The organism is Vibrio sp. 2304 (assembly GCF_033339475.1).
Taxonomy (GTDB): Bacteria; Pseudomonadota; Gammaproteobacteria; order Enterobacterales; family Vibrionaceae; genus Vibrio; species Vibrio alginolyticus.
Genome location: NZ_JAWOUQ010000008.1, coordinates 194,018 through 219,250, shown reverse-complemented (window position 1 = coordinate 219,250; position 25,233 = coordinate 194,018). Strand labels below are relative to the sequence as shown.

Sequence of the window (25,233 nt, the reverse complement as noted above, 5' to 3'; positions counted from 1 at the left end):
GAGTGGCCAAAGGGAGCAGACTGTAAATCTGCCGGCACTGCCTTCGATGGTTCGAATCCGTCCCCCTCCACCATATTGAAGAAGCCAGCTCATTGAGCTGGCTTTTTTCGTTTCAGGATCTTGATAGCATAGTCCTACTACAACGAACCTTTCACTCCTAACCGAAACTCTGCTCGATTGAATACCTATCACAGTAAATAAGTGATCAGAAATAGCGTAGGGAAAATGCTTGAGAACAAGGCGCAGTTATCGAGTATTTTAACAAGCTAGAATGACCAGTTATTTACTACGATTGGTATAACCTATACTCAATCTCACTAAAGCAACCAACCCCATGTGAAACTCCACAAACAAAAGGCTGAGGAGCAGATCTTTACCCTACAAACAATGTACTAGCTATTTTGATTTTGTTAGTTCGTATGGCCTTAATATGAATGTTCAATATAAATAGGAAAACACTTGAGGACTTACTAGAAAAAGTGGGCTCGCAAAATTACCAAACGGACTCAATTAGTGATGTTTGTATAAAAACACGTACAAGAAATATAAATGATAGATACAAAAAATCCCGCAGGGGATGCGGGATTTTTACTAGTGACTAAATTGGTTTAAAGGTGACTAGCCTTGAATACCAACGATTAACCATGGCGCACTAGGCGCAGTCAAGTCACGCTCTAGGTGCCAGATATCTTCGATTTCTTCTTCAACACCTTCTACTGTGTCACGGTAACGACCGCTAAACTGCAGACTAAGCTGTGCTTTATTTGCATCGTAATCAGCGCGGACGATCTCCGCATCAACGTACATTACGTCAGTATGCTGCTCACCGTCGAGCTTCGCGCGCTCTGCTTTTAGGTCTTCAAACAAGCTTGGAGAAACATATTCTTCAATAGTTTCTAGCTGGTTGTGATTCCACGCACCTTGCAGGATTCGATAGTGTTCACGAGAACCATTAATGAACGCTGCTTGGTCAAAACCCGGTGGGTAGTTATGTGGTACGTCTGTTTGAGCGCCAAAACCACCAAAGCCACCATTATTTGTGTTTGGTTGTTGCTCAAAGTTTTGCATGTTTGGTTGCTCAAACTTAGATGCGTTGCCACCAAATGCAGGCTGTTGACGATGCTGGTTCATACTGCCCTGCTTCGCACCTAGCATACCGCGCATTAGTTTAAAGATGACAAAGGCAATCAAACCAATAATTAGGATATCCATAAACTGGATACCTTCAAAAGCACCGCCAAAGAATGCAGCAAGTAGACCACCAGCAAGAAGTCCGCCTAGCAGACCACCCATAAGGCCTTTCTTACTTGAAGACTTTGTCGTCTGATCTTTGCCGACCGTATTGGTGTTTTGTTGCTGTTGTTTCGGTGCTGGTGCAGTTTTGTAGCTCTTACCGAAAGACTTACTGCCACCAAACTTCTTCGCTTCCGCGATAGGCGTTACAGCAACAGTAAACATCAATAAAGCAACAATAGAAAATAAACGTTTCATCGTTATCCTTAAAGTTAGCTATCTAAGATAGTGCCCCATTTTCAAGACGAAACAATCGTTGTTTCAAACAGTAGCACGCCAAAGATGATTTTTAAGTCATCATACTCTGTATACCGATTGATGAAAATAGCTTATAGAAGCTGACATGTATCAGAATATTGCCAAAAATGCAGACTGCTCACACTGCTTACAATTCAGCTGAAGGCGCTTGATCAATGTAAAAAAAGTATGGAATAAGTTCACTAATACTCCAGATTGTTTTACTTGAATTAGAATCAGTGACACAGCTCAGAATCCTACACCTTGAGGGCACTTGGACACATTGCCTTGTTGACGGTTAATAGGTAGCTGACTATCATATTGAACGATGTTCAATAAAGTAGTTTGAGAGTATGGCGCGCAGAAACGATCACACCCGAGAAGAGTTAGTGAATTTGACGTTAACAACGGTCAAAAACTTTTTAGATGAGAATTCTTACCACGAACTCAGTCTTCGTAAAATCGCTAACATGATTGGTTACGTGCCAAGCACATTGGTAAATGTTTTTGGTAATTATAATTTGCTACTGCTTCATGTTGTCGCTCAAACTTTAGATGAGTTATCTCAAGAAGCACGCAAAGCGACTAATGACAGCAAAGACTCCCATCAAGCGCTTTTTGAACTCGCTTATTGCTACCACGATTTTGCTCAAAAACACCCATACCGTTGGCAGTTAGTGTTCGAACACAACATGAATGGAGCAGAACTTCCGGAATGGCATGCCAAACGTATCGATGGTATGACGGGAATGCTAGAGTCACTATTGGCTCAAATCGCACCACATCGTACTGAATCCGAAGTGATTCAAGCGAGTCGAGTCCTTTGGTCTGGCGTACATGGCATTACTTTACTCAGTGTTGATGATAAGTTTTTCTCTAGTGAACCGATTGATGGCAAAGAGTTGATCAGTAATCTTCTTTCTAACTATCTCACGAACTGGTAGCAAAGGATTATCCATGTCATCCGACAGACAGCCGTCGTTACTTACGCAGAGAAAGTTCCTGCCCTATTTCATTACTCAGTTTTTTGGCGCTTTCAACGACAATATTTTTAAAAACGTTTTGCTGTTGTTTGTCGCATTCGCGAGCTCCAGTGCACTGCCTATTTCGAGCAATTTGTTCATCAACCTTGCGGCAGGCTTGTTCATTCTACCGTTCTTTCTGTTCTCTGCTTCCGCTGGCGTATTAGCCGACAAATATGAAAAGTCATGGTTTATTCGTAAGGTCAAACTATTTGAAATAGCCATCATGCTGTTGGGTGCCATCGGATTCATAACCGAAAGTTATGGTGTGCTTTTATTGCTACTGTTTTTAATGGGCACACAGTCAGCATTTTTTGGCCCAGTTAAATATGCCCTTTTGCCTCAAAAGTTAAATGCTAAAGAGTTAGTGCCCGGCAACGCTCTTGTTGAAGCTGGTACCTTTATCGCCATCCTTATTGGCACCTTAGGCGCTGGGATTATAGCCTCTGCAGACAACGCAAAATACCTTGCCGCATTTTGTGTCGTGATCTTCGCATTGTTAGGCTACTTGTCGAGCCGCTCAATCCCCTTTGCTGCAGCCAGCGCGCCCAATCTCTCTTTTCGTTGGCAACCATACAAGCAAACCAAACACACGCTCTCTATCGCCAAATCCGATCGAGTTGTTTTTCAATGCATAATGGCAATAAGCTGGTTTTGGTTTTTAGGCGCCGCATATCTAACACAATTTCCGAATTTCACTAAGATTTACCTAAATGGCACCGAGAGTGCGGTGTCTTTCTTGCTCGCTCTATTTTCCATTGGTATCGCGCTAGGGTCGCTACTTTGCAATTGGATCTCAAACCATCGTATCGAAGTCGGTATTGTGCCAATTGGTGCCTTTGGCATTACGGTATTTGGGTACCTAATGGCCACTTCCATTCCCAATGATCTACCTACTTTCCATAACTTTGTAGACTTCTTTAGATATGAGCCTTTTTGGCCATTATTTTTCTACCTATTGATGATTGGCGCTTCGGGCGGTTTGTTTATCGTGCCTCTTTACGCATTAATGCAGCATCGAGCGAAGGAAACCGAACGTGCTCAAGTCATCGCAGGGCTCAACATCTTTAACTCTCTGTTTATGGTCGGCAGCGCTGTCTTAGGTATTGTGTGCCTAAGTGTAATCAAGATGACAATTCCTCAACTGTTTGCATTGTTAGCCATTTTAAATTTCTTAGTCGCCGCTTACATCTTTTTGCAAATTCCTATTTTTGTTGTTCGCTTGGTCATGTGGATGCTTACGCACACCATCTATCGAGTTAAGCATAAGAATCTACACAACCTACCCGAGCATGGTGGTGCATTGATTGTATGTAATCATGTAAGCTACATGGATGCATTGCTACTTAGTGCAGTATGCCCAAGGTTGATTCGTTTTGTGATGGAGGAAGATTACGCCAACCTACCTCCATTAAGGCGCTTTTTACGTCGAACTGGGGTAATTCCAATTTCAGCGAGTAACAGAAGCTCTATCAGACGTGCATTTAACGATGTGGAAGCCGCGCTAAGCGAAGGTCATATCGTCTGTATTTTCCCTGAAGGAAGATTAACTTCAGATGGTGAAATGAATGAATTCATGCGAGGTATTGATATCATTCTACGTCGTAGCCCAGTACCCGTCATACCTGTTGCACTTAAAGGCTTATGGGGAAGCTATTTCAGCCGCGCAAAAGGTCGCGCATGCTGTGGCTTACCGACTCGATTTTGGTCAAAGCTAGAAATTGAGGCAGGACAACCGGTGCCACCAAATGAGGCAACGGCAAAAACAATGTTCGATAAAGTGCATCAACTCAGAGGCGACTGGCGATAAAATACACTTGAACACATGTTTAGGATAACTGAACATGTGTTCAAATCATTAAGACAAACTGACCACACCCAGTGCGATATACTCTCCCTTTCATTCACAACAGCGAATAAAAACCTTGAATAGAAACTACCTCCTGTTTGGATTGGCGTTACTTTTTTGTTTAACCCCCCTTGCCTCCTCTCCCATTGCTCTAGTTATCGGTTTTCTACTCGCAAGTTTTGGTTTTGTGCCTTCCGAGCTGCCCATCGCTTCTTTTACTAAAAAGCTGCTGTCTTACTCGATTATTGGCTTAGGCTTTGGCATCAACTTTGAGCAAGCGCTTACAGTCACATCGGATGGTATCGGCCTGATCATCGCCACTATTACAGGCACACTGATCATGGGCACTCTCATTGCCAGGGTAATTAAATTGGAGCGAGTAACCGCTTACTTAATCTCATCAGGTACTGCAATTTGTGGTGGTAGCGCAATTGCTGCTGTGGCACCGGCGATTAAAGCTAAAGACGAGCAGATTGGATTAGCACTGGCAACGGTATTTGTCCTGAACTCCATTGCACTCTTTGTGTTTCCTGTGATTGGACATGCTTTAGGGCTAGATCAACACACGTTTGGCACATGGGCTGCGATTGCCATTCATGACACATCTTCTGTTGTCGGGGCTGCCTCGGCCTATGGGGAAGAAGCACTAACGACGGCAACAACATTGAAACTCGCGCGCGCTTTATGGATCATTCCTGTTGCTTTGATCAGTGCCGTCATCTTTTCAAGAGGCCAAAAAGAGAATGGAAAGAAAAAACTAGCTATCCCTTATTTCATTTTTTGGTACTGTGCAGCTATCGCGTTTAGCGACTTTTTTCCTCAATTTGAAATGGTCTATCACGGCATTTTCATTGGAGCAAAGCAAGCGTTGGTTGTTTGTCTGTTCTTGATAGGTTGCAGCATTTCAATTTCAAAACTAAAGTCAGCTGGAGCTAAGCCGCTGTTGTTTGGTGTGACTCTGTGGGTGTTAATTTCGACCACTTCTCTAAGTTGGTTACTGTTTTAGATATTGGTGGTCTGCTTATCGCGTTGAGGGGACGGCATTTCCCGTTTGCTATTTTTGTATATAACGACCAACGCAATAGCGATCAAAAATGCCGTTAGCTCTGCAAGAGAGCGGGCTAGCCCTTCACTACTTATCGCGATACCAATTTGTAGTGCTACTGCCGCAATTAAAACTAGCTTTGCCATCCTGAACCTTATGCATTTTATCTCCACGAAGAAGCATAATTATGATTCAGAGTTATAAGGATACGAAATTCTCTTTATGACTAATACATAGCAAAATTGACTAATGCTGAAGTGATGACAGCAGCCACTCTTTCACAGCCTTACGTGAAATTTTGATCCCACCTTCTAGTAGAGTTTGTGGCATTACATGGTATTCCACTGGCCATTTAAACTTCTCTAACTTTGATTGCAAGTGCTGGTCATACTCCGACTTGCTGCGCAATCCATTGGTCTGAATAACAGCTACTGGTCTATGACCAAACTCCGCGTCTTCGACTGGAACCACTATACTCTGCACTACACCATCAATTTGGTTCAAAGCGGCTTCAATCTCTTCACAATGGATATTCTCACCACCAGAGATAAACTGATTGTCGGCACGGCCGATTATCTTTAATTCATCACCTTGCCACTCGCCAAGATCTTTGCTGTCAAACCAGCCTTTCTCATCCAGAAATGGGGTAACATGTCCTTGATGGAAATACCCTGCCGCTAATGTCTTACCGCCAACAAAAATGCGTTGGTCAACTAATTTTATCTTACGGTGCTTCAATACATGTCCAGCATTACTGGTGCTGTCAATTCTCTTTGCGGTAACGGTAGAGGCCGCCTCCGTCATCCCATAACCTAACCATGTCTCAATGCCTTGCCCTGTTGCTCGTAGTGCCAACTCGTGATCAACGTGGCTGCCGCCCAGTAGCACATGTGTCAATGACAAATGTGCATCATCATCCAATAACCGTTTGAGCTGAGTCGCAACCAAAGAAGCGTGTGATACGCCCTGAATATCATCAACAAGTTTCCCTGAACCGACTTTTAGTGTTGCTCCGACATATAGCCAACGATAGACAATCGCTAATCCAGAGACGTGATACAGCGGAAGCGATAATAGCCAAGCATCTTGCTGAGTGAAAATGAACTCCTGCAACAAGCCCTCTGCAGACGCAAGATGCTGTCGATGTGTATGAACCACAGCTTTAGGCTCCCCTGTAGAGCCAGAAGTAAATACTACTGAAGCTAGCCGGTCATGATGATAGCTATCTTCAGTCAACGAATCACTCTCTTGCTGTGATACTACAGGCGGTGAAAGCAATGTTGCCTTGAGTTTTTGTATATCATGTTCAGAAAAGGTCGAAGCGCACTCCTGAGAAAACCAGATAAACCGAGTTTGATCAGGCCTGTAAAGTGTAGCAAGCTTACCCTGCAACTTATCTAGTGGTTGTTCCATGGTCAGCGCAGCGAGCGCGCCTAACTGTTTGGAGGCAAGATAAAACAACAGTGTTTCTACTTGGTTCTTGCCAACCAAAGTCAGCACATCCCCCCGAGTTACACCCAAGTCATTCAAATAGTGAGTGTATTGGTCAATACGCTTCGAGAGTTGTTGCCAGTTTAATACTTCTGTTGATGTCTTGAGTGCAATAGAAAAAGGGCTCGTTTGAGCCCAATATTTCCATGGTGCCTTCGCAATATTGTCTACGCAGAATGCCACACAATCTCCTGGTCTTTTAGAGGAAGAACGGGAAGTTCACACTTAGGCCAGCCCTGCTCTAGCTGAGCTTTGAATAAGCCAATCGTATCCAAACCTGGAACTTCATCAGGCAGCTGCCATTGGGCAAAGCGCGCTAATTGAGTTAAACCGAGACTGGATTCAATGCTCGAGCTAATCACTGCTTTCATCCCCAGTGACTTCGCTTTCTCTATCAGTGTAATACAAAAATCCACTGAACCAATGAGTGTGGGTTTGATGATGATCGTTTTCACACCAGTTAGATCTTCAAGACGGAAATCTTCACGACGAACCGCATCTTGCAATGTTTCATCCCAAGCGATAGCAATACCAGTATTAATCGCAAAAGAGAGACTATCGCCAGGAGAGCGGCACGGCTCTTCTAGAAACGTGATTCGTTGACGCAGAGACGGGGCAATGTACTTAGCGAACTGCTGCGCTTTTTCTGGTGTCCAAGCGCGATTGGCATCGAGTCGAAGCGTTAATTGAGGGATTGATTCAAGAAAAAGGTTCACAAGCATGCCATCGCGAATTGGCTCATAAAGTCCAACTTTCACCTTAGCGACTTTCTCACCTTCCATTTCGTTCAGCTTTGGAATGAGCTCATCTGGGTCGCCAGTGCATAGTGGCGCTGTTTGGTATTTACCTTGTTGTGGTAAGCCACCAGCTAATTCAAGCTGTGCCATCGATAAACCAAACGCAACCGACGGGTACATATTGGCATAATCCACATCCAACTCTGCTACCCAACGCTCCGCCTGTTCTTGTAGCTGAACACCCGCATCTTCGGTGCTCTCTAAGCTAAAACCAGGAAGAGGAGCGACTTCTCCAAACCCTGTTTTACCATCTTCGGAAAGCGCAACAACATAACCAACACGTTCGGTTAGCTTGTTGTCACGTAGGATGACACCACTATCCATGGGCAAGCTATAACGATAAATTTTCGCTTCACGCATAATTCAAGTCCTATGTAATGCCGTATATTTGAGCGTTCTGACGAGCAATCCCACCAGCCTCCCAGAGGGCGAGGCGCTCAGGAAAAAAGGAACAGAGGAGCTAACACGCTCCTCATTTAGACGGATTATGGGTTGCGAGGGAATTTATCGAAGTCTGGGCGACGCTTCTCGTTAAAGGCGTTACGACCTTCTTGGCCTTCATCAGTCATGTAGAACATCATCGTTGCGTTACCCGCTAGCTCTTGCAGACCCGCTTGACCATCACAATCTGCGTTTAATGCAGCTTTCAGGCAGCGCAATGCCATTGGGCTGTGCTGTAGTACTTCACGACACCAACGAACGGTTTCTTTCTCTAGATCCGCTAGTGGTACAACTGTGTTTACTAGGCCCATGTCTACTGCTTCTTGAGCATTGTAGAAACGACATAGGAACCAAATTTCGCGAGCTTTCTTTTGGCCTACGATACGAGCCATGTAAGATGCGCCCCAACCTCCGTCAAATGAACCCACTTTAGGGCCTGTTTGACCAAATTGAGCGTTGTCAGCTGCAATCGTTAGGTCACACATCATGTGCAGTACATGACCACCGCCCACAGCCCAACCAGCTACAGATGCGATCACTGGTTTGGGACAAGTACGAATATCACGTTGGAAGTCCAATACGTTTAGGTGGTGTGTACCTTGGTCGTCTTTATAGCCGCCGTAGTCGCCACGGATCTTCTGGTCGCCACCAGAACAGAATGCGTCTTCACCTAGACCTGTCAGAATGATCACGCCAACACCAGAGTCGTAGCGTGCATCTGCCAACGCATCAATCATCTCTTTTACCGTTTGAGGACGAAACGCGTTACGCACTTGAGGACGTGCAATAGTGATTTTCGCGATACCATCTACAGACTTGTGATAATGAATGTCCTCGTATTTCTCGCTGCAATCTTTCCATTGAACCGGAGCGTAAAGTTCTTCTTCAGAAATGCCTACTGTTTTAGCCATGGTGATTCCCATTGTTCTCGTTACTCTCACCAAAGTGAGACTGAATTATTTGCTTGATATGTATCGCAAACTGTTTGGGCTGCTCTTGATGGACGTTATGACCAGCGCCTTCAACTTGTCGATACGCCAACCCGCTACGTTGTGCCAGTTGGCTAAATTTTTGGTCTTTCTCACCACACAAGTAATACACTGGTATGTTCTGCTTTTGCAGTGAGGGCAACAAATATGCCTGTTTGGCTAACGATGTCGCCATCAACGTATTCGCCACCGCTGAGCCAAGATTATCACTTCGCTTCGCAATGAATGTTTGTCTTTGCTCATGGTTTAGTGAAGAAAACACCGCTTGTTGGTACCAATCGTTCAAAACACGTTCAAGTGGTTCAGTTTTGAAACGCATTGCCCAGCGAGCATCATTCTCTAATCTCACCTGTTTCTCTGACTCAGTTTGAAGCCCGAAGTTTCCCCCTTCAACAATCGCGCCCGCAATATTGAGATCTGGAAAGCATTGATGGGCAATACCATGCATCGCAATGCGGCCGCCCATAGAGTAACCAATCAAAATAAGTGGTTGTTGTGAGGGAAATAATAAAGATAGTGTGGAACCAAGAAGTTTGCAGCAATCATTCAGATCGCTGCAAGAAATAGATTGGCTGTGCCCATGACCAGGGAGGTCAACCGTAACACGTTCATACTCGGGTAACGCGTTGATACACGCTTGCCAATCTTCACCGCTACCAAGCAAGCCATGCAAAAACACCAAAGTGGGCAACGTTCTACTTTGGTGTTTTTCTAATACAGGGAAACGTTCAAAGTAAAGCATTCAGACTCTTATTAAATGCCTTGAGTGTCTCAGCAGCTTGGTTAGATAGGGTTTGAACCTCGACCAGCAACGTGCCTTGGCGGTGACATAAATGCTCTTTTACAGATGATTGGAATTGCTCCAGTGTAGAAACATGCAAATACGCCAAACCAAACTGCTTTGCCGCGTGTTCAAACTGATAACCATGAGGCATTTGATAATATGTCGTCCTGCGCTCTGGTGGTACTGGCAACATATCAAAAATCGCACCGCCGTCATTATTAGTAACAACAAGTACCGCCGGCAGTTTATTGTGAGAAAATAGCGCCAGAGAATTGAGATCATAAAGTGCTGCTGTGTCACCGATATACATCAGTAACGGATTACCTCTTGCCCGTTGCACGCCTGATGCCGCAGCAAACAAACCGTCAATCCCTGATGCGCCTCGATTAGTGAAAACCTCTACACCATCCAATTTTCCGTACATATCAACAAGCCGAACAAACAAGCTATTACCCAAGAAAACATCTACGTTCTTTGTGCGCTCGTTGATGTCTGCTGCCAACGCAATTTCGTCAATGGCAGACGCTGAATCAGATAGGAAGGCTTCTTCGATACGTTGATGAACTCGCTTAACGTCATTCGCTAACCTATCAGCCCACCCAGCAAATATTGACTTCTCAAAACTAATGCGAGAAACCCACGTTTTAGGAGGCTCAACCCAGTGCATTTGCGCCAGATGATTTTGGTTATTCCGGTCCATACAAGGTGAGACATACCAATACTGAACGTCTTTACTTTGTTGATTTTTCGATACTTGTTTATCAATCCATTGGTTCAAACGTTTGGAGATGATTCGGCTACCAAATTGGATAATAAGTTCACAAGATTCAAGCTCGTTTGCGAACTCGGGAAGTTGAAGCCATACATCGTAATACGCCCAATCCGAACTGAGACCACTTTGCGGGTCTGCAAGTACTGGCCATCCCATCTTTTGTGCAAATGCCTGCGCCGACTTCGCTTGTTCAAGCGGTAAGCTGCCAATCACAACCAAGCCTTTTTTGTCTGAAAAAGGCAGGATGTTCGCCTGTGACAAATGGCTAAAACGCTGAGTATAAGTGCCGCTTCCTTTTCGCCATCCGGCGACCGAATCTAAGTAGGTTTGATAATCCGCTTTTGCGCCGTTGGAATACAAAGGCTCTGGAAATGCACAATTAATATGAACGGCACTACCCTGCAATTGCTGAGTAAACATCACTTCGTCAACAGAGGTCAGCAACCAGTTAAGCGACGTTGCTAAATTTGGGCTTGGTAAATTCAAACTGGCCGAAACATGATGTGAAAAAATACCCAATTGATTTATCGCTTGGTTTGCACCACAGCCGACAAGTTCTACTGGACGATCTGCTGTCAGCAGCACCAGTTTTTCACCAGTAAGTTTGGCTTCGGCAACCGACGGTAATAAGTTCGCCACTGCCGTACCAGAGGTAACGATAATTGCCACGGGTTCCTGAGTAGCTTTCGCTAAACCAAGAGCCATAAAGCCCAATCCACGCTCATCAAAATGAGTATGAATGGAAAAGTCGGACTGTTCTGCCGCTTCTAAAGTTAAAGGCGTAGAACGAGATCCGGGAGCGATACAAACATGCTTAACGCCAAATCGCTGAAGCTCAATCAATATGGTTTCTGACCAAACTCGATTGAGCACCGCTTGGTCATGACTCATGATGCGACTCCCAATGGCGGATGATCAGAAATCAGCGTAAGTAACGTCGACATTTTCTTATCAAGTTCTGCCCACTCATGTTCTGCAATGGAGCCTGGAACAATCCCTGCGCCCGCAAACAGTTGTACTTGCTCACCGAGCACAAGCGCACTTCTGATTGCGACACAAAACTCTGCACGCTCATGGCTGATGTAACCCATAGAGCCTGCATACCAGCCGCGTGCAAACGGCTCATTATCAAGAATAAACTGCATGGACTCTTGTCGGGGTAAGCCAGCAACCGCCGCTGTTGGCTGAAGCGCCGATAACAACTGAACACCATTTATCCCCGCTCTTAGACTAGCGTGAATATTTCGCTTAAGGTGCTGCACTTTTCGTAGTCTGACCAAACTCGGTTCAGCTTCCACTTCAACCATTTCAGAATGCGGTGATAGACGGTCAATGATGTCGTCCACCACATACTGGTTTTCGTTGAGGTTCTTTTGGTCTTGGGATAACCAATTCGCCAACTCCATATCTTGAGTGGCATTGTCTCCCCGACCAATCGTACCTGCTAACGCTTCGGTATGTAGCTCATGCCCTACGCGAGAATACAAACGTTCTGGCGTAGACCCCATAAAACTGTGCTTACTGTCTAAGCTCAGCATGAAATGGAAGCTATGATGGTTATTTAAGTAACTTGCTTTAAGTAGCTGTGCAGCACTTAATGTGTTATCAAGCTGCACGGTAGAGCGACGCGCTAAAACCACTTTCTTAAAATCATCATTCTCTATACCAGTCAGAACCTTATGAACTAACTCATTCCATTGAGGCTGACTTGGCGTATGAACAATAGAGCGGATGTGAGACGAAATTGGAGCTAAGGTCGCGACCTCACAAACCAGTTTATTCAACCCAGCTAGAGTTCGCGCTTTGTCTTCTGAAATATTAACTGCGAGAGACCACTGTTGGTCAAAACGAATTAACTCAATTTGAGGCAAAAAGAAAAAAGAAGGCATACAGCGACGATTCTTCTCATGCTGTCCATCAAAAGAGCGCCCGCCCCAGACTCTTTGCCCTTCACCTAGAATGGTATAAGCAGGACCTGGCTCAACAAAAGCGTGCAATTGCCCTAGTGCAACGACCTCTTCACGTGTATCGCGGGACTGCCAATAAAACTTAGGGAAAAGTGGTTGTGCATCAAGCCAATCAATAAATGAGAAATTAGGTTTCTCGCTAAGGGGCTCGACCAGACGTGTTTGATTGCCTTCCGATTGCTGAACTCGCTCGATAATTCTCTTTACGGCTTGATGGAACTGTGACAAATCAACCTCGTTGTATGTGAGGATAAATGGTAACTGACGGCTACTCTAAGTTTAGACCCAAAGCAAATCAAGGTCGTATGCGATCTTTTGCAAAATCCTGTGATAGCAAGCGAGCAAAACTTAACCAGCAGACAGATTATTTACAGATATATATTCTAATAAAAAACAAATTATTGTATTTTAATAAAGAAATTAACGAATTTTTAGGAATTAAACAATGCAAAATATCGGGATGTCGTCAAAACTCGACAATGTCTGCTACGACATTAGGGGTCCTGTACTCAAACATGCTAAGCGCATGGAGGAAGAAGGGCATAAAATCCTAAAGCTAAACATTGGTAACCCTGCCCCATTTGGTTTTGACGCCCCTGATGAGATTTTAGTCGACGTGATTCGTAATCTGCCGACTTCTCAAGGCTATTGTGATTCCAAAGGTATTTACTCTGCTCGTAAAGCTGTGGTCCAACACTATCAGCGTAAAGGTATACGCTCGCTAGATGTCGAAGATGTGTATGTAGGTAACGGCGTGTCTGAGTTGATCGTAATGGCCATGCAAGCGCTATTAAACAATGGCGACGAAATGCTGATCCCAGCACCAGACTATCCGTTATGGACAGCTTCAGTTGCACTATCTGGTGGTAAGCCGGTTCATTATCTATGTGATGAAGAGGCTGACTGGTACCCAGACCTTGAAGACATCAAAAAGAAAATCACACCAAAGACACGTGGCATTGTTCTGATCAACCCGAACAACCCGACAGGTGCGGTATACAGCCGTGACTTCCTACTTGAAGTGATTGAGATAGCACGCCAGCACAAACTGATCATTTTCGCAGATGAGATCTACGACAAAGTGTTGTACGACGGTGCAACACATACCTCAGTCGCCACACTCACTGAAGACGTGCTAGTCATGACATTCAATGGCCTTTCAAAAGCCTACCGTGTTTGTGGTTTCCGTGGTGGCTGGATGTTCTTAACGGGGCCTAAACATCTGGCTCAAGGGTACGTGAATGGCTTGGAGCTGCTTTCATCGATGCGTTTATGCGCAAACGTACCAATGCAGCATGCGATTCAAACCGCGTTAGGTGGATACCAGAGTATTAATGAACTGATTTTACCTGGCGGACGCTTATTAGAGCAGCGCAACCGAGCGTATGAACTGATCAATCAGATTCCTGGTGTTTCTTGTGTCAAACCTAAGGGTGCGATGTACCTCTTCCCGAAAATCGACACTAAAATGTACAACATCAAGAACGATCAACAGATGGTTTTAGATTTCTTAAAACAAGAGAAAGTCTTACTGGTGCAAGGTTCCGGCTTTAACTGGCCAAAACCAGACCACTTCCGCATCGTGACACTACCGCACGTTGAAGATCTAGAAATCGCCATTGGACGTTTTGAAAGATTCCTATCAACCTACAGCCAGTAATGAATCACTGGTAGTAATTAGTGCTGATCTCTCATATGCTTAGAGGAACTCCTAGTGAGTTCCTTTTTTACACCAGAAACGGAGAAAGCCATGAAAGAAAGCCATTTTTTCGCCCACCTGGCTCGAATGAAGCTGATCCAACGCTGGCCTTTAATGCGGTCCGTCTCACCAGAAAACGTTTCAGAGCATAGCTTACAAGTTGCTTTTGTCGCTCATGCCCTTGCCCTCATTAAAAACAAAAAGTTCGGCGGCAACCTTAATCCAGAACGCATCGCGATTCTTGCCATGTACCATGACTCCAGTGAAGTATTAACGGGTGATCTTCCGACTCCAGTGAAGTATTACAACCCTGAAATTGCCAAAGAATATAAGAAGATAGAATCGGCAGCGGAGCAAAAATTACTCTCAATGTTACCGGAAGAGTTCCAAGATGACTTTGCCCCCTATCTTCTTTCTCACTCTGCTCACGAAGAGGACGCAAAAATCGTTAAGCAAGCCGATTCCATCTGTGCCTATTTAAAATGTCTCGAAGAACTAAGCGCCGGCAACCATGAGTTCGCTCTGGCAAAAAAACGCTTAGACGTCACTTTGCAAGAACGCAGAACGCCTGAAATGGATTACTTTCTCAATACCTTTGCCCCAAGTTTCGAATTATCGTTAGATGAAATCAGTTAGCTTACGGAGATAATCGTGTCGTTTGAATTACACCCGCAATGGCAAGAGCGCCATGATGATGAGCATAAAATCCGTCGAGACGACCATCGGAGCCCGTACCAACGAGACCGAGCGCGCATTCTTCACTCGGCTGCATTTCGACGCCTACAAGCAAAAACCCAAGTACACGGCAATAGCTTGGAAGACTTTCACCGCAGCCGGTTAACACACTCCTTAGAAGCGTCGCAACTCGGGACCGGTATCGTCGCCCAGTTAAAGAAAAAACAGCCAGAGTTCCGCGATCTATTACCATCAGACAGCTTAATTGATTCATTATGTTTGGCGCACGACATCGGGCATCCTCCATACGGTCATGGGGGAGAAGTCGCTCTAAACTACGTAATGCGCGAACATGGCGGCTTCGAGGGGAACGCCCAAACCTTTCGTATCGTCACTAAGTTAGAGCCTTATACCGAGCATTTCGGAATGAATTTATCACGCCGCACACTGCTTGGTTTGATTAAGTACCCTGCCCTCATTAGTCAAACACGCTCCGTCAAGTTGCCTCAACCAGCCGAGCATCAACGTAAACTAAAAGCAAAAGATTGGAGCCCAGCTAAAGGCATTTATGATTGTGATAAAGACTTATTTGATTGGGTAATTGCACCGCTTTCTGACAACGACAAGGCATTGCTTAGTCTGATGCGTTCAACGCCAGAATCGGAGTTTGAACACAGTAAAACGCGTTTTAAATCAATCGATTGCTCAATCATGGAGCTAGCAGATGATATCGCCTACGGTGTTCATGATTTAGAAGATGCAATCGTACTTGGTATGGTGACACGTCAGCAATGGCAAGAAGGCGCAGCAAGTCAATTAGCGGACTGTGGCGACCCGTGGTTTGAAGCTCATATCGATTCCATCGGACAGATGCTATTTAGCGGGAAGCACCATGAGCGGAAAGATGCCATCGGTGGTATGGTTCACGCGCTACTGACCAGCATTTCAATCAAAGCGGTGGATGAGCCGTTTAATAACCCGTTACTGTCTTGGAATGCGTGTTTAGAACCACAGATGGCACGTGCACTTGACGTACTCAAGCACTTTGTCAGCACCTTCGTTATCCAAGTCCCGCAGGTCCAGATCGTTGAGTATAAGGGTCAGCAAATTATTATGGATATTTTTGAAGCGTTAACAGCAGACCCAGAGCGATTACTACCCGTTCATACAAAAGATCTGTGGTGTCAGGCGAAGAGAGAGAGCAATAAGATGAGGGTCATCGCCGATTATATTTCTGCAATGACCGATGGTCACGCGCAAAAGCTACACCGCCAACTTTTCTCTTCCATCGTTCTTTAGTAACACTCAACCTTTCAAGTAATTCTTTTCAAAAACGCCCGGAGGCATCTGGGCGATTTGGAATTCGATCATCTTTTCAAACGCACGCATCAGCGGTGTAAAGTCTCGCTCGGGTTCAAGCAAGCGAAGCGAATGATAACCAGCCTCGACTGTCGATAAGCTATTCTCAGAGGGCGCCTTACGAATGGTGTAGTGCCCTTGTAGTTGCTTAGGCAACTGCACGGTTGGGAGTGGATGTAAGTTGCTTGAGAGTTGCCACATTTTGTACGCTTTTTTCCACGTACCATCGAGCAAAATCAAACGTATTTTCTTAGATACACTATGACTCGCTTGAGTGATTTCAGAAATGCATCGTGACTCTTCTGATGGGTAAAGAACAAAATGTTGATATGACTCATCCGCTAATAAGTGATTTAAGGCATCATCACAAGAAAAGTCCTCTCCTATCAAACAAATACAGTTATCTAAACTCAAATTGAGAATCCGTGCCGTACCAAGCGGACGATGTTCTTCACTCGTGTGCTGAAGAATGATAAGTTCTACCTCGCTTGCCAGCGGTACAATCCATTGGCAAATACACGCTTTTTGCGATTTTCCACAACGAGAACAATAACGAGACATAGAGTGAACCTTTATACCTTGCTGAGTATTATCAGCGTGATCTGTTTGATACTTCAATTTGAACCAATGGCAAGCCTAACCGAGTGGCACAGCTACAATATACGCCATGGTGAATGGTGGCGAATCGTAACAGGAAATCTCACACATACCAACTTTGCGCACTTAGGAATGAACCTCGCCGGATTGTGGATCATTACTTTTATTTTTCGCCCAAGCACTCGTAACTTCCTTATCGTTTTTTCAATCTTATGTGCATGTGTTGGTGCGCTGAATTTGTTTACCAACATGTCGGTATACGTGGGTTTATCCGGCGTATTACACGGATTGTTTGGATTTTGGGCGCTCAGAGAAGTCTTTGAAAGCAGAAGAAGCAGTGTGTTGTTAGTTGGAGGACTAATCGCCAAAGTAGCATGGGAGCAGGTCTATGGCCCATCCAGCAGTACTGCTGAGCTTATCGGTGCAAACGTTGCTATTGATGCTCATATGTTTGGCGCACTCGGTGGGTTAGTAATGGCTTTACTGGAAAAAGGCCTTCGCCGTCGTTTATTCGGATAAAAAATCCCGAACCACGAAAGAGGGGCTGGTTCGGGAAAGCAGTAATAGGGAAACAGATATTGTTCTGAATTCAGACTCAATATCTGCAATACATCAAGCTACAGTAAAATGCGGTCTTCGTTTTTCTTAACTGTCGCTTCACCTATGCCTTTTACGCTCTTCAAATCTGCTGCCGTTTTAAAAGGGCCATGTTCCTCGCGGTAGTCCACTATACTCTGCGCTTTCTTCTCACCTATACCTTTCAACATGGTCGCAATTTCTTCAGCAGTGGCCGTGTTGATATTTACAGTAATTTCAATTCCTTCATATTTGTCAGTGGCTGAATCCGCAGCCATGCTAAAAGGTGCAAAAACAAATAAGCACAATGTCAAAATCCATTTCATATTGAACATACAATCTCCAAAATAGTAGGCTAAAAACAGTCGTCGAGAGCGAGTCACTATCAAGTTTGCAATGGAAAGCAATATGGTTATGCATTTAACAAACTGAGATGACCCGGAATTCACAACGGCCGCTATCACTTAAACGCGCACTAATTTAAGTAATGCCTATTGATGATTGAAGTTCATAAAGACAAAAATAAAACGGACCGCTTATGCGGTCCGTTTTATTCAACATACAAATTACACTAATTGTGCTTAGTTGCTCACAACAAAGTACTCAATGTCAGTATTTGCACGCAGTACGGCTAGTACAGATGATAAATCTTGCTGAGAAGATGCACGCTGCATTTGCATCGCAACTTGATCTTCTAACTCACTATCTAGCTCTGCGTTTACAGCATCAAGCTCGATGATAATGATGTTACCTTCAAGATCTTTAGACTGACCGTATACTGGTTTACCATCGACTGGTTTTGCCATCGCGAATACCGTTGTTGCCAACGGAGAACGACGATCTACTGTCTCTTGTTCACCAAAGGCAAGATTGTTTTCAGCAAGCACGTTCGTCTTACCTTCTTTCAATGCCGCAACGACTTGTGTTCCAAGTTCCATCGCTTCTTGCTCACCTTTAACACGAGATAGCTCTGCAACAACCTGATCTTTCACTTCTTCTAGTGGAAGAACTGTCTCGTCACGCGCATCTTCAACACGAACAACGATAACATGCTCAGGCGCAACTTCGATAGCTTCAGAGTTTAGGCCATCTTCTTTAACTTCAGGGCTTAGGATAGCTTGCATTACCGCAGGGCTACGAAGCACTTCAGGTGCGTCAACCTGAGAAATAAAGTCTGTTGTCTTCACTTCTTGGTTAACCGCTTGAGAAGCATCATACAATGAGTCTGGGTATTCAAACGCTACACGCTCAAGCTCATTTTGCAACTCGTAGAATTGATCGATCGCTTGTTGGTCAACCATCTCTTGTTTGATTTCAGCAGCGACTTCTTCAAATGGCTTCGCCACAGAATCTTTTAGCTCTTCAAGCTTGATAATGTGATAGCCAAAGTCCGACTTTACTAGACCCGACATATCGCCAGGATTCTTCAGTGCGAATGCCGCTTCTTCAAAAGCAGGGTCCATCACATCACGCTCAATCCAACCTAGGTCACCACCGTTTTCAGCGCTGCCAAAATCGTCAGATTTCTCTTGAGCAAGCGTCGCAAAGTCTGCACCCGCGTTTAGCTCATCTAGGATAGCTTGCGCTTTTGCTTCATCGTCCCCTTCTACAAGAATGTGAGCGACACGGCGTTGCTCTTCTGAAGAGTATTTGTTTAAGTGCTCGTCGTAGTACTTTTTCACCTCAGCATCAGAAACATTAACTTGTTCCTTTAGCGCTTCAGCTGACAGTTCGATGTAAGAGACTTTAACCTGCTCTGGACGTGTAAAGTTGTCTGGGTTTGCTTTGTAGTACTCTTGAATTTCTTCGTCGGTCAATTCAATATTTTTCGCAAACTCCGCTAAGTCGATCTGAATCGTGCGAATATCACGAGTTTGAGTGAACAGCTTGCCTTCTGCTTGTACTTCACCCGGCAGAATAAATTCACTGTTTTGTAGCGCATTCAGCAGTTGCTCACGAACCAATTCACGACGCATGTACTCAGCAAAAGAGTCTGGCGAAAAGCCTGCACGACGCAAAGAAGCTTGATAGATCTCTTGATCAAACTGACCATTAGATTGGAACTGAGGCATGTCTAGAATCATGCTACGCACTTGAGTGTCGCTGATTCGCAGCCCCAAAGCTTCAGCTTGTTGGTCAAGCAACACGTCATTGATCATTCGATCTAAAACGGATTTGCGGAAAGATTCAACATATGCAGGGTCAGCCAGCATTTGAGAGAAGTAGTCACCCAACTGAGCTTGCATACGGTTACGCTCATTTTGGTATGCCATCTCGAACTCACCACGAGGAATCTCAGTGTTACCGACTTTCGCTGCAGAGTTGTTGCTACCACCAACGATGTAGCTACCTACACCTGCAAATACGAAAGACAGGATGATAAGTCCAAGGATAATTTTGACCGCGATGCTATTCACGCCTTCGCGTAGTCGATCCATCATAATTTAACTGCTCTCCACAATTGAAGCCTACTGCTTCTATCTAATAGAAATAATGGCGCAATAATATCAGAAAAAGAAATGCGCATCAGTATGATGCGCATAATTTAAGAAAGTTCGGCTCGAAGTTTGTAAATTTTTGTTCGAAACTTATTGTTTGAGCAAAAGTTAAGCAAATGGCCGGTTACAGAAAAACGCCGTGATTAGTTACAAGCGTCTTTCAGTGCTTTACCAGCTTTGAAAGCTGGTACTTTTGCTTCTGCGATTTGGATTTCTTCACCAGTTTTTGGGTTACGACCAGTACGTGCAGCACGAGTGCGAACGCTGAATGTACCAAAGCCAACTAGAGCGACTTGATCACCAGATTGAAGAGTTCCGCTTACTGCTTCGATGAATGCATCTAGAGCACGACCCGCTGACGCTTTAGAAATATCTGCATTTTCTGCGATTTGTTCTACTAACTGAGTTTTATTCACTGTAATTTCCCCTTTGTGTCATCTGTGATTATTTTTGTGATGACTTTCGTTCCATTGTTAAGAAAATATGCTCCACCCCTTATTCATCAAGGGCTGGCAGCTATCGAAACTAACTTAGCGCCCAAAAAAAACGCTGACAAGCCTTTTTGGGCTTATCAGCGTAAACTTTTACTTATTTTTGCTACACATCACTATTTTTGAGACTCAAACTCAACGCCCGTCGGGTCTCGCTCTAGTGCGACTTTCAGTACTTCATCAATCCACTGTACAGGGATAACTTCCAGATCCGCGATAACATTATCAGGAATCTCTTCCAAATCACGCTCGTTATCTTTTGGAATTAGCACTGTCTTAATGCCACCACGGTGTGCCGCAAGTAACTTCTCTTTTAGGCCGCCGATAGGTAGAACCTCACCACGCAGTGTGATTTCACCCGTCATCGCTACTTCTGCTTTCACAGGGTTGCCTGTTAGAGAAGAAACCAATGCTGTACACATTGCTGTACCCGCACTTGGGCCATCTTTTGGTGTCGCGCCTTCCGGGACGTGTACGTGAATATCTTTCTTCTCGTAGAAGTCAGTATTGATACCTAGCTTTTCTGCACGAGAGCGAACCACTGTCATTGCTGCTTGGATAGACTCTTGCATCACATCACCAAGAGAACCCGTTTGTGTCAGCTTACCTTTACCTGGCATTGATTGAGTTTCAATCGTTAATAGATCGCCACCCACTTCGGTCCAAGCTAGGCCAGTTACTTGACCAATTCGGTTACTTTCATCCGCTTTACCGTAATCGAAACGTTGAACACCTAAGTACTCTTTTAGGTTGTCCATCGTTACCGTTACTGACTTGATGTCCTTATCCAGCAAGATGTTCTTCACCGCTTTACGGCAGATCTTAGAAATCTCACGCTCTAAGTTACGGACACCCGCTTCACGCGTGTAGTAACGAATGATGCCAATAATCGCAGAATCTTCAATGACGATCTCATCCGCTTTCAAGCCATTACGCTTCACTTGTTTATCAACAAGGTGACGTTTTGCAATGTTCAGCTTCTCGTCTTCGGTGTAACCAGATAAACGAATAACTTCCATACGGTCTAACAATGGACCCGGGATGTTCATCGAGTTCGATGTCGCAACAAACATAACGTCAGAGAGATCGTAATCCACTTCTAGGTAGTGATCGTTGAACGAGTTATTCTGTTCAGGATCAAGTACTTCTAGTAGAGCCGATGCCGGATCACCACGCATATCGGAAGACATTTTGTCGATTTCGTCCAATAAGAACAGCGGGTTCTTCACACCAACCTTCGACATCTTCTGGATCAATTTGCCTGGTAATGAGCCGATATAAGTACGACGGTGACCACGAATTTCCGCTTCATCACGCACACCACCCAACGCCATACGAACATACTTACGGCCTGTAGCTGAAGCAATTGAACGACCAAGAGACGTTTTACCTACACCAGGAGGACCAACAAGACAAAGGATAGGACCTTTTAGCTTGTTGATACGGTTTTGAACAGCCAGGTATTCAAGGATACGTTCTTTGACGCGTTCTAGACCGTAGTGATCTTCATTAAGAACCTCTTCTGCTTTCGCTAAGTTTTTCTTAACTTTTGAGCGCTTAGCCCAAGGAACGCTGACCATCCAATCGATGTAGCTACGAACCACTGTTGCTTCAGCAGACATTGGAGACATCATCTTAAGCTTTTGCAGCTCTTGCTCTGTCTTTTCACGTGCCTCTTGAGGCATTTTTGATTCGTCAATCTTCTTCTGTAGCGTTTCGAACTCGTCTGGTGCGTCTTCCATCTCACCAAGTTCTTTCTGAATCGCTTTCATTTGCTCATTCAGATAATACTCACGCTGAGATTTTTCCATTTGCTTTTTAACGCGACCACGAATTCGTTTTTCAACTTGCAGCAAGTCGATCTCTGATTCCATCTGGCCCATCAGGAATTCCAGACGCTCAGTGACGTCAACAATTTCAAGCACTTGCTGCTTATCCACCAACTTTAACGGCATATGAGCCGCAATGGTATCCGCTAAGCGTGCGGCTTCGTCGATACCATTAAGTGACGTTAGCACTTCTGGTGGAATCTTCTTGTTTAGCTTAATGAACCCTTCAAACTGATTAATCGCGCTGCGAACAATCACTTCTTGCTCACGCTCATCCAATTCTGGCGTAACAACAAATTCAGCTTCCGCTAGGAAGAAGTCACTCTCTTTAAAGTGATTGATTTTTGCTCGCTGCTGGCCTTCGACCAATACTTTTACTGTGCCATCCGGAAGCTTCAAGAGCTGGAGAATGGTGGCTACCGTACCTACGTCAAATAGGTCGTCAACCGTAGGCTCGTCAGTATCCGCTTGCTTTTGTGCCACAAGAAGAACTTGTTTGTTGGTTTCCATCGCCGTTTCTAGACAGCTAATCGATTTCTCACGACCAACAAACAATGGAATAACCATGTGTGGGTAGACCACTACGTCACGTAGAGGTAGTACCGGGATCTCGATACGCTCGGAACGTTCCAAGTTCATATAATTCTCTCTTCCGCTTTCACGTTTAACGTATTACTTAAGGCAGTATATGGGGGCTAATTGTTTGGATTCAATAAGAGAAATAAAAAAAGGAGGTAATTACTTACCTCCTTTTTCATTATGGCTGAATTTACTCTGCTCCAGCTGCCTGATTGTCTGCGTTACTGTAAATAAGCAGTGGCTCTGACTCGCCATTAATGACGGACTCATCAATCACGACTTTACTAACGTCTGTTGCAGATGGTAATTCGTACATGGTTTCAAGTAGCACGCCTTCAAGAATCGAGCGTAAGCCACGAGCACCTGTTTTACGCTCCATTGCTTTTTTCGCGATAGCGCGCAGCGCATCTTCACGGAATTCAAGTTCGGCGTTTTCTAGCTCAAACAATGCTGCATATTGCTTGGTCAGTGCGTTCTTCGGTTCACATAGGATCTGAATCAACGCTTCTTCATCAAGCTCAGTCAGTGTTGTTGTTACAGGTAGACGACCAATGAATTCTGGAATGAGGCCGTACTTCACTAAGTCTTCAGGTTCAACTTGAGTAAATAGCTCACCTACCGTCTTCGATTCATTCTTCGAACGAACTTCAGCACCAAAGCCAATACCTGTACCTGTTGCAACACGCTGCTCAATCACTTTGTCTAAGCCAGCAAAAGCACCACCACAGATGAACAGGATCTTAGATGTGTCCACTTGTAGGAATTCTTGCTGAGGATGCTTACGACCACCTTGAGGTGGAACCGATGCAACCGTACCTTCGATAAGTTTTAGTAGCGCCTGCTGAACACCTTCACCAGATACGTCACGCGTAATAGATGGGTTTTCAGCTTTGCGTGAAATCTTATCAATTTCATCAATGTAAACGATGCCGCGTTCCGCTTTAGCTACATCGTAATCACATTTTTGCAGAAGCTTTTGGATGATGTTTTCAACGTCTTCACCTACGTAACCGGCTTCGGTTAGTGTCGTCGCGTCTGCCATTGTAAATGGCACATCCAAGAATCGAGCTAATGTCTCCGCAAGTAGTGTTTTACCGCTACCTGTAGGACCAATTAGAAGGATGTTACTCTTACCAAGCTCCACACCTTCGCTCGTTGTATCACCATTGCGTAAACGCTTGTAGTGGTTATATACCGCAACTGCGAGCACTTTTTTCGCGTAATCTTGCCCGATCACATAGTCATCAAGGTGTTCACGGATCTGTTTTGGCGTTGGTAACGCTTCAGATTCTTTCTTAGGGAGAACATCCTTGATTTCTTCGCGAATAATATCGTTACATAAGTCGACACATTCGTCGCAAATGTACACTGACGGACCTGCGATTAGCTTGCGAACTTCGTGCTGACTTTTGCCGCAGAAAGAACAGTACAGCAATTTACCGCTGCCACTTTCTTTGCTTTTATCTGTCATTCGCTAACCTCTTAGCCTTTACTCTTCATGAATGAGTGTATATCAATTTTTGCCAAAATGCGCTGGCTAATTACTCGCCACGGTGGCTTAACACTGCATCCACGATACCGTATTCCACAGCCTGCTCTGATGACATGAAGTTATCACGATCAGTATCGCGCTCAATGACTTCAAGAGGTTGGCCTGTATGTTCTGCTAACAACTTGTTTAGCTTCTGTTTAATCGTCAGGATTTCCTGAGCATGGATTTGGATATCAGAAGCTTGACCCTGGAAACCACCCAATGGTTGGTGGATCATTACACGAGAGTTAGGCAGTACGTAACGCTTACCTGGCGCACCACCTGCAAGCAGGAAGGCACCCATTGAACATGCTTGACCCATACACACAGTGCTGACATTTGGCTTAATGAACTGCATGGTATCGTAAATAGACATACCAGCTGTTACGCTGCCGCCTGGCGAGTTGATGTATAGGAAAATATCTTTATCTGGATTTTCAGATTCTAGGAAAAGTAGCTGAGCCACGACAAGGTTTGCCATGTGGTCTTCCACTTGACCCGTTAAAAAAATCACGCGCTCTTTCAGCAGACGTGAGTAGATGTCGTAAGAGCGTTCGCCTCGGGAAGTTTGTTCAACCACCATTGGTACTAGCGCGTCCATAATTGGCGACATTGCATTTTTTTCTTGGTAGCTCATATTCTTATGTCCCTAAAATAAATGGCCCGGATGATGACTATCATACGGACCATTGTTAGCAGAATAGTTAACGTT

The 25,233-nt window shown here is 44.7% G+C and carries 22 protein-coding genes; 7 read left to right on the top strand and 15 right to left on the bottom strand.

Annotated features, from left to right (window positions below):
• Window positions 1–618: 618 nt before the first annotated feature.
• Window positions 619–1,491: a Tim44 domain-containing protein gene (locus R7P64_RS16965; protein ID WP_154204731.1), complete on the bottom strand. Its 873-nt coding sequence runs from the start codon at window positions 1,489–1,491 to the stop codon at window positions 619–621.
• 392 nt (window positions 1,492–1,883) lie between these two features.
• On the opposite strand from R7P64_RS16965, the gene R7P64_RS16960 reads away from it, so the two are divergent.
• The 3 genes from R7P64_RS16960 (at window position 1,884) to R7P64_RS16950 (ending at window position 5,407) form a co-directional block, all read left to right on the top strand.
• Complete coding sequence (locus tag R7P64_RS16960; RefSeq protein WP_005382308.1) at window positions 1,884–2,474, top strand: TetR/AcrR family transcriptional regulator; 591 nt, start codon at window positions 1,884–1,886, stop codon at window positions 2,472–2,474.
• A gap of 13 nt (window positions 2,475–2,487) precedes the next feature.
• On the top strand, window positions 2,488–4,362 hold the full coding sequence (locus tag R7P64_RS16955; protein ID WP_213867091.1) for an MFS transporter: 1,875 nt from the start codon (window positions 2,488–2,490) through the stop codon (window positions 4,360–4,362).
• A gap of 115 nt (window positions 4,363–4,477) precedes the next feature.
• Window positions 4,478–5,407, top strand: a complete 930-nt coding sequence (locus R7P64_RS16950) for a YeiH family protein (RefSeq protein ID WP_115385833.1) — start codon at window positions 4,478–4,480, stop codon at window positions 5,405–5,407.
• Here R7P64_RS16950 and R7P64_RS16945 read toward each other — a convergent pair.
• From R7P64_RS16945 to R7P64_RS16915, 7 genes are all read right to left on the bottom strand, one after another.
• Window positions 5,404–5,592: a hypothetical protein gene (locus tag R7P64_RS16945; RefSeq protein WP_005382314.1), complete on the bottom strand. Its 189-nt coding sequence runs from the start codon at window positions 5,590–5,592 to the stop codon at window positions 5,404–5,406. The genes R7P64_RS16950 and R7P64_RS16945 overlap by 4 nt on opposite strands.
• Window positions 5,593–5,692: 100 nt before the next feature.
• Window positions 5,693–7,120: an o-succinylbenzoate--CoA ligase gene (gene menE / locus R7P64_RS16940; protein ID WP_213867090.1), complete on the bottom strand. Its 1,428-nt coding sequence runs from the start codon at window positions 7,118–7,120 to the stop codon at window positions 5,693–5,695.
• Window positions 7,105–8,094 carry an o-succinylbenzoate synthase gene (gene menC / locus R7P64_RS16935; protein WP_213867089.1) on the bottom strand — a complete coding sequence of 330 codons (990 nt, stop codon included), beginning with the start codon at window positions 8,092–8,094 and terminating at the stop codon, window positions 7,105–7,107. Before menC ends, menE begins: the two co-directional genes overlap by 16 nt.
• Before the next feature lie 125 nt (window positions 8,095–8,219).
• Window positions 8,220–9,086, bottom strand: coding sequence for a 1,4-dihydroxy-2-naphthoyl-CoA synthase (menB, locus tag R7P64_RS16930; RefSeq protein WP_009707163.1), 867 nt, complete (start codon window positions 9,084–9,086; stop codon window positions 8,220–8,222).
• Window positions 9,079–9,906: a 2-succinyl-6-hydroxy-2,4-cyclohexadiene-1-carboxylate synthase gene (gene menH, locus R7P64_RS16925; protein ID WP_213867088.1), complete on the bottom strand. Its 828-nt coding sequence runs from the start codon at window positions 9,904–9,906 to the stop codon at window positions 9,079–9,081. Before menH ends, menB begins: the two co-directional genes overlap by 8 nt.
• A complete protein-coding gene (menD, locus tag R7P64_RS16920; protein WP_213867087.1) occupies window positions 9,893–11,611 on the bottom strand; it encodes a 2-succinyl-5-enolpyruvyl-6-hydroxy-3-cyclohexene-1-carboxylic-acid synthase in 1,719 nt (572 codons plus the stop codon). Before menD ends, menH begins: the two co-directional genes overlap by 14 nt.
• On the bottom strand, window positions 11,608–12,915 hold the full coding sequence (locus R7P64_RS16915) for an isochorismate synthase MenF (RefSeq protein WP_033906881.1): 1,308 nt from the start codon (window positions 12,913–12,915) through the stop codon (window positions 11,608–11,610). Before R7P64_RS16915 ends, menD begins: the two co-directional genes overlap by 4 nt.
• A gap of 217 nt (window positions 12,916–13,132) precedes the next feature.
• Between R7P64_RS16915 and R7P64_RS16910 the strand changes: the two genes are divergently transcribed.
• The 3 genes from R7P64_RS16910 to R7P64_RS16900 all read left to right on the top strand — a co-directional run bounded on the left by R7P64_RS16910 (window position 13,133) and on the right by R7P64_RS16900 (window position 16,360).
• Window positions 13,133–14,347 (top strand): pyridoxal phosphate-dependent aminotransferase, encoded by a 1,215-nt coding sequence (locus tag R7P64_RS16910; RefSeq protein WP_005384283.1) that lies wholly within the window; start codon window positions 13,133–13,135, stop codon window positions 14,345–14,347.
• Between the two features lie 90 nt (window positions 14,348–14,437).
• Entirely contained in the window at window positions 14,438–15,022 is a 585-nt protein-coding gene (gene yfbR / locus R7P64_RS16905) for a 5'-deoxynucleotidase (RefSeq protein ID WP_025766954.1), read from the top strand.
• 15 nt (window positions 15,023–15,037) lie between these two features.
• Window positions 15,038–16,360 (top strand): anti-phage deoxyguanosine triphosphatase, encoded by a 1,323-nt coding sequence (locus R7P64_RS16900; protein WP_318123730.1) that lies wholly within the window; start codon window positions 15,038–15,040, stop codon window positions 16,358–16,360.
• Window positions 16,361–16,366: 6 nt separating this feature from the next.
• On the opposite strand, the gene R7P64_RS16895 is transcribed toward R7P64_RS16900, so the two are convergent.
• Window positions 16,367–16,981: a tRNA-uridine aminocarboxypropyltransferase gene (locus R7P64_RS16895; RefSeq protein WP_025766956.1), complete on the bottom strand. Its 615-nt coding sequence runs from the start codon at window positions 16,979–16,981 to the stop codon at window positions 16,367–16,369.
• Between the two features lie 3 nt (window positions 16,982–16,984).
• Between R7P64_RS16895 and rrtA the strand changes: the two genes are divergently transcribed.
• Window positions 16,985–17,536, top strand: coding sequence for a rhombosortase (gene rrtA / locus R7P64_RS16890; RefSeq protein WP_005382331.1), 552 nt, complete (start codon window positions 16,985–16,987; stop codon window positions 17,534–17,536).
• A 98-nt stretch (window positions 17,537–17,634) separates the two neighbouring features.
• Here the strand turns inward: rrtA and R7P64_RS16885 are convergent, their stop codons facing one another.
• The 6 genes from R7P64_RS16885 to clpP all read right to left on the bottom strand — a co-directional run bounded on the left by R7P64_RS16885 (window position 17,635) and on the right by clpP (window position 25,158).
• Window positions 17,635–17,919 (bottom strand): ComEA family DNA-binding protein, encoded by a 285-nt coding sequence (locus R7P64_RS16885; RefSeq protein ID WP_031777211.1) that lies wholly within the window; start codon window positions 17,917–17,919, stop codon window positions 17,635–17,637.
• A gap of 255 nt (window positions 17,920–18,174) precedes the next feature.
• The gene (gene ppiD / locus R7P64_RS16880; RefSeq protein WP_318123728.1) at window positions 18,175–20,034 is read right to left on the bottom strand and encodes a peptidylprolyl isomerase; all 1,860 of its coding nucleotides are present in this window, start codon (window positions 20,032–20,034) and stop codon (window positions 18,175–18,177) included.
• Between the two features lie 200 nt (window positions 20,035–20,234).
• Entirely contained in the window at window positions 20,235–20,507 is a 273-nt protein-coding gene (locus R7P64_RS16875) for an HU family DNA-binding protein (RefSeq protein WP_005382341.1), read from the bottom strand.
• Between the two features lie 191 nt (window positions 20,508–20,698).
• Window positions 20,699–23,050, bottom strand: a complete 2,352-nt coding sequence (gene lon / locus R7P64_RS16870; protein WP_005382343.1) for an endopeptidase La — start codon at window positions 23,048–23,050, stop codon at window positions 20,699–20,701.
• 130 nt (window positions 23,051–23,180) lie between these two features.
• Window positions 23,181–24,461: an ATP-dependent protease ATP-binding subunit ClpX gene (gene clpX / locus R7P64_RS16865; RefSeq protein ID WP_005382345.1), complete on the bottom strand. Its 1,281-nt coding sequence runs from the start codon at window positions 24,459–24,461 to the stop codon at window positions 23,181–23,183.
• Window positions 24,462–24,531: 70 nt separating this feature from the next.
• The gene (gene clpP, locus R7P64_RS16860; RefSeq protein WP_005382347.1) at window positions 24,532–25,158 is read right to left on the bottom strand and encodes an ATP-dependent Clp endopeptidase proteolytic subunit ClpP; all 627 of its coding nucleotides are present in this window, start codon (window positions 25,156–25,158) and stop codon (window positions 24,532–24,534) included.
• Window positions 25,159–25,233: the final 75 nt, after the last annotated feature.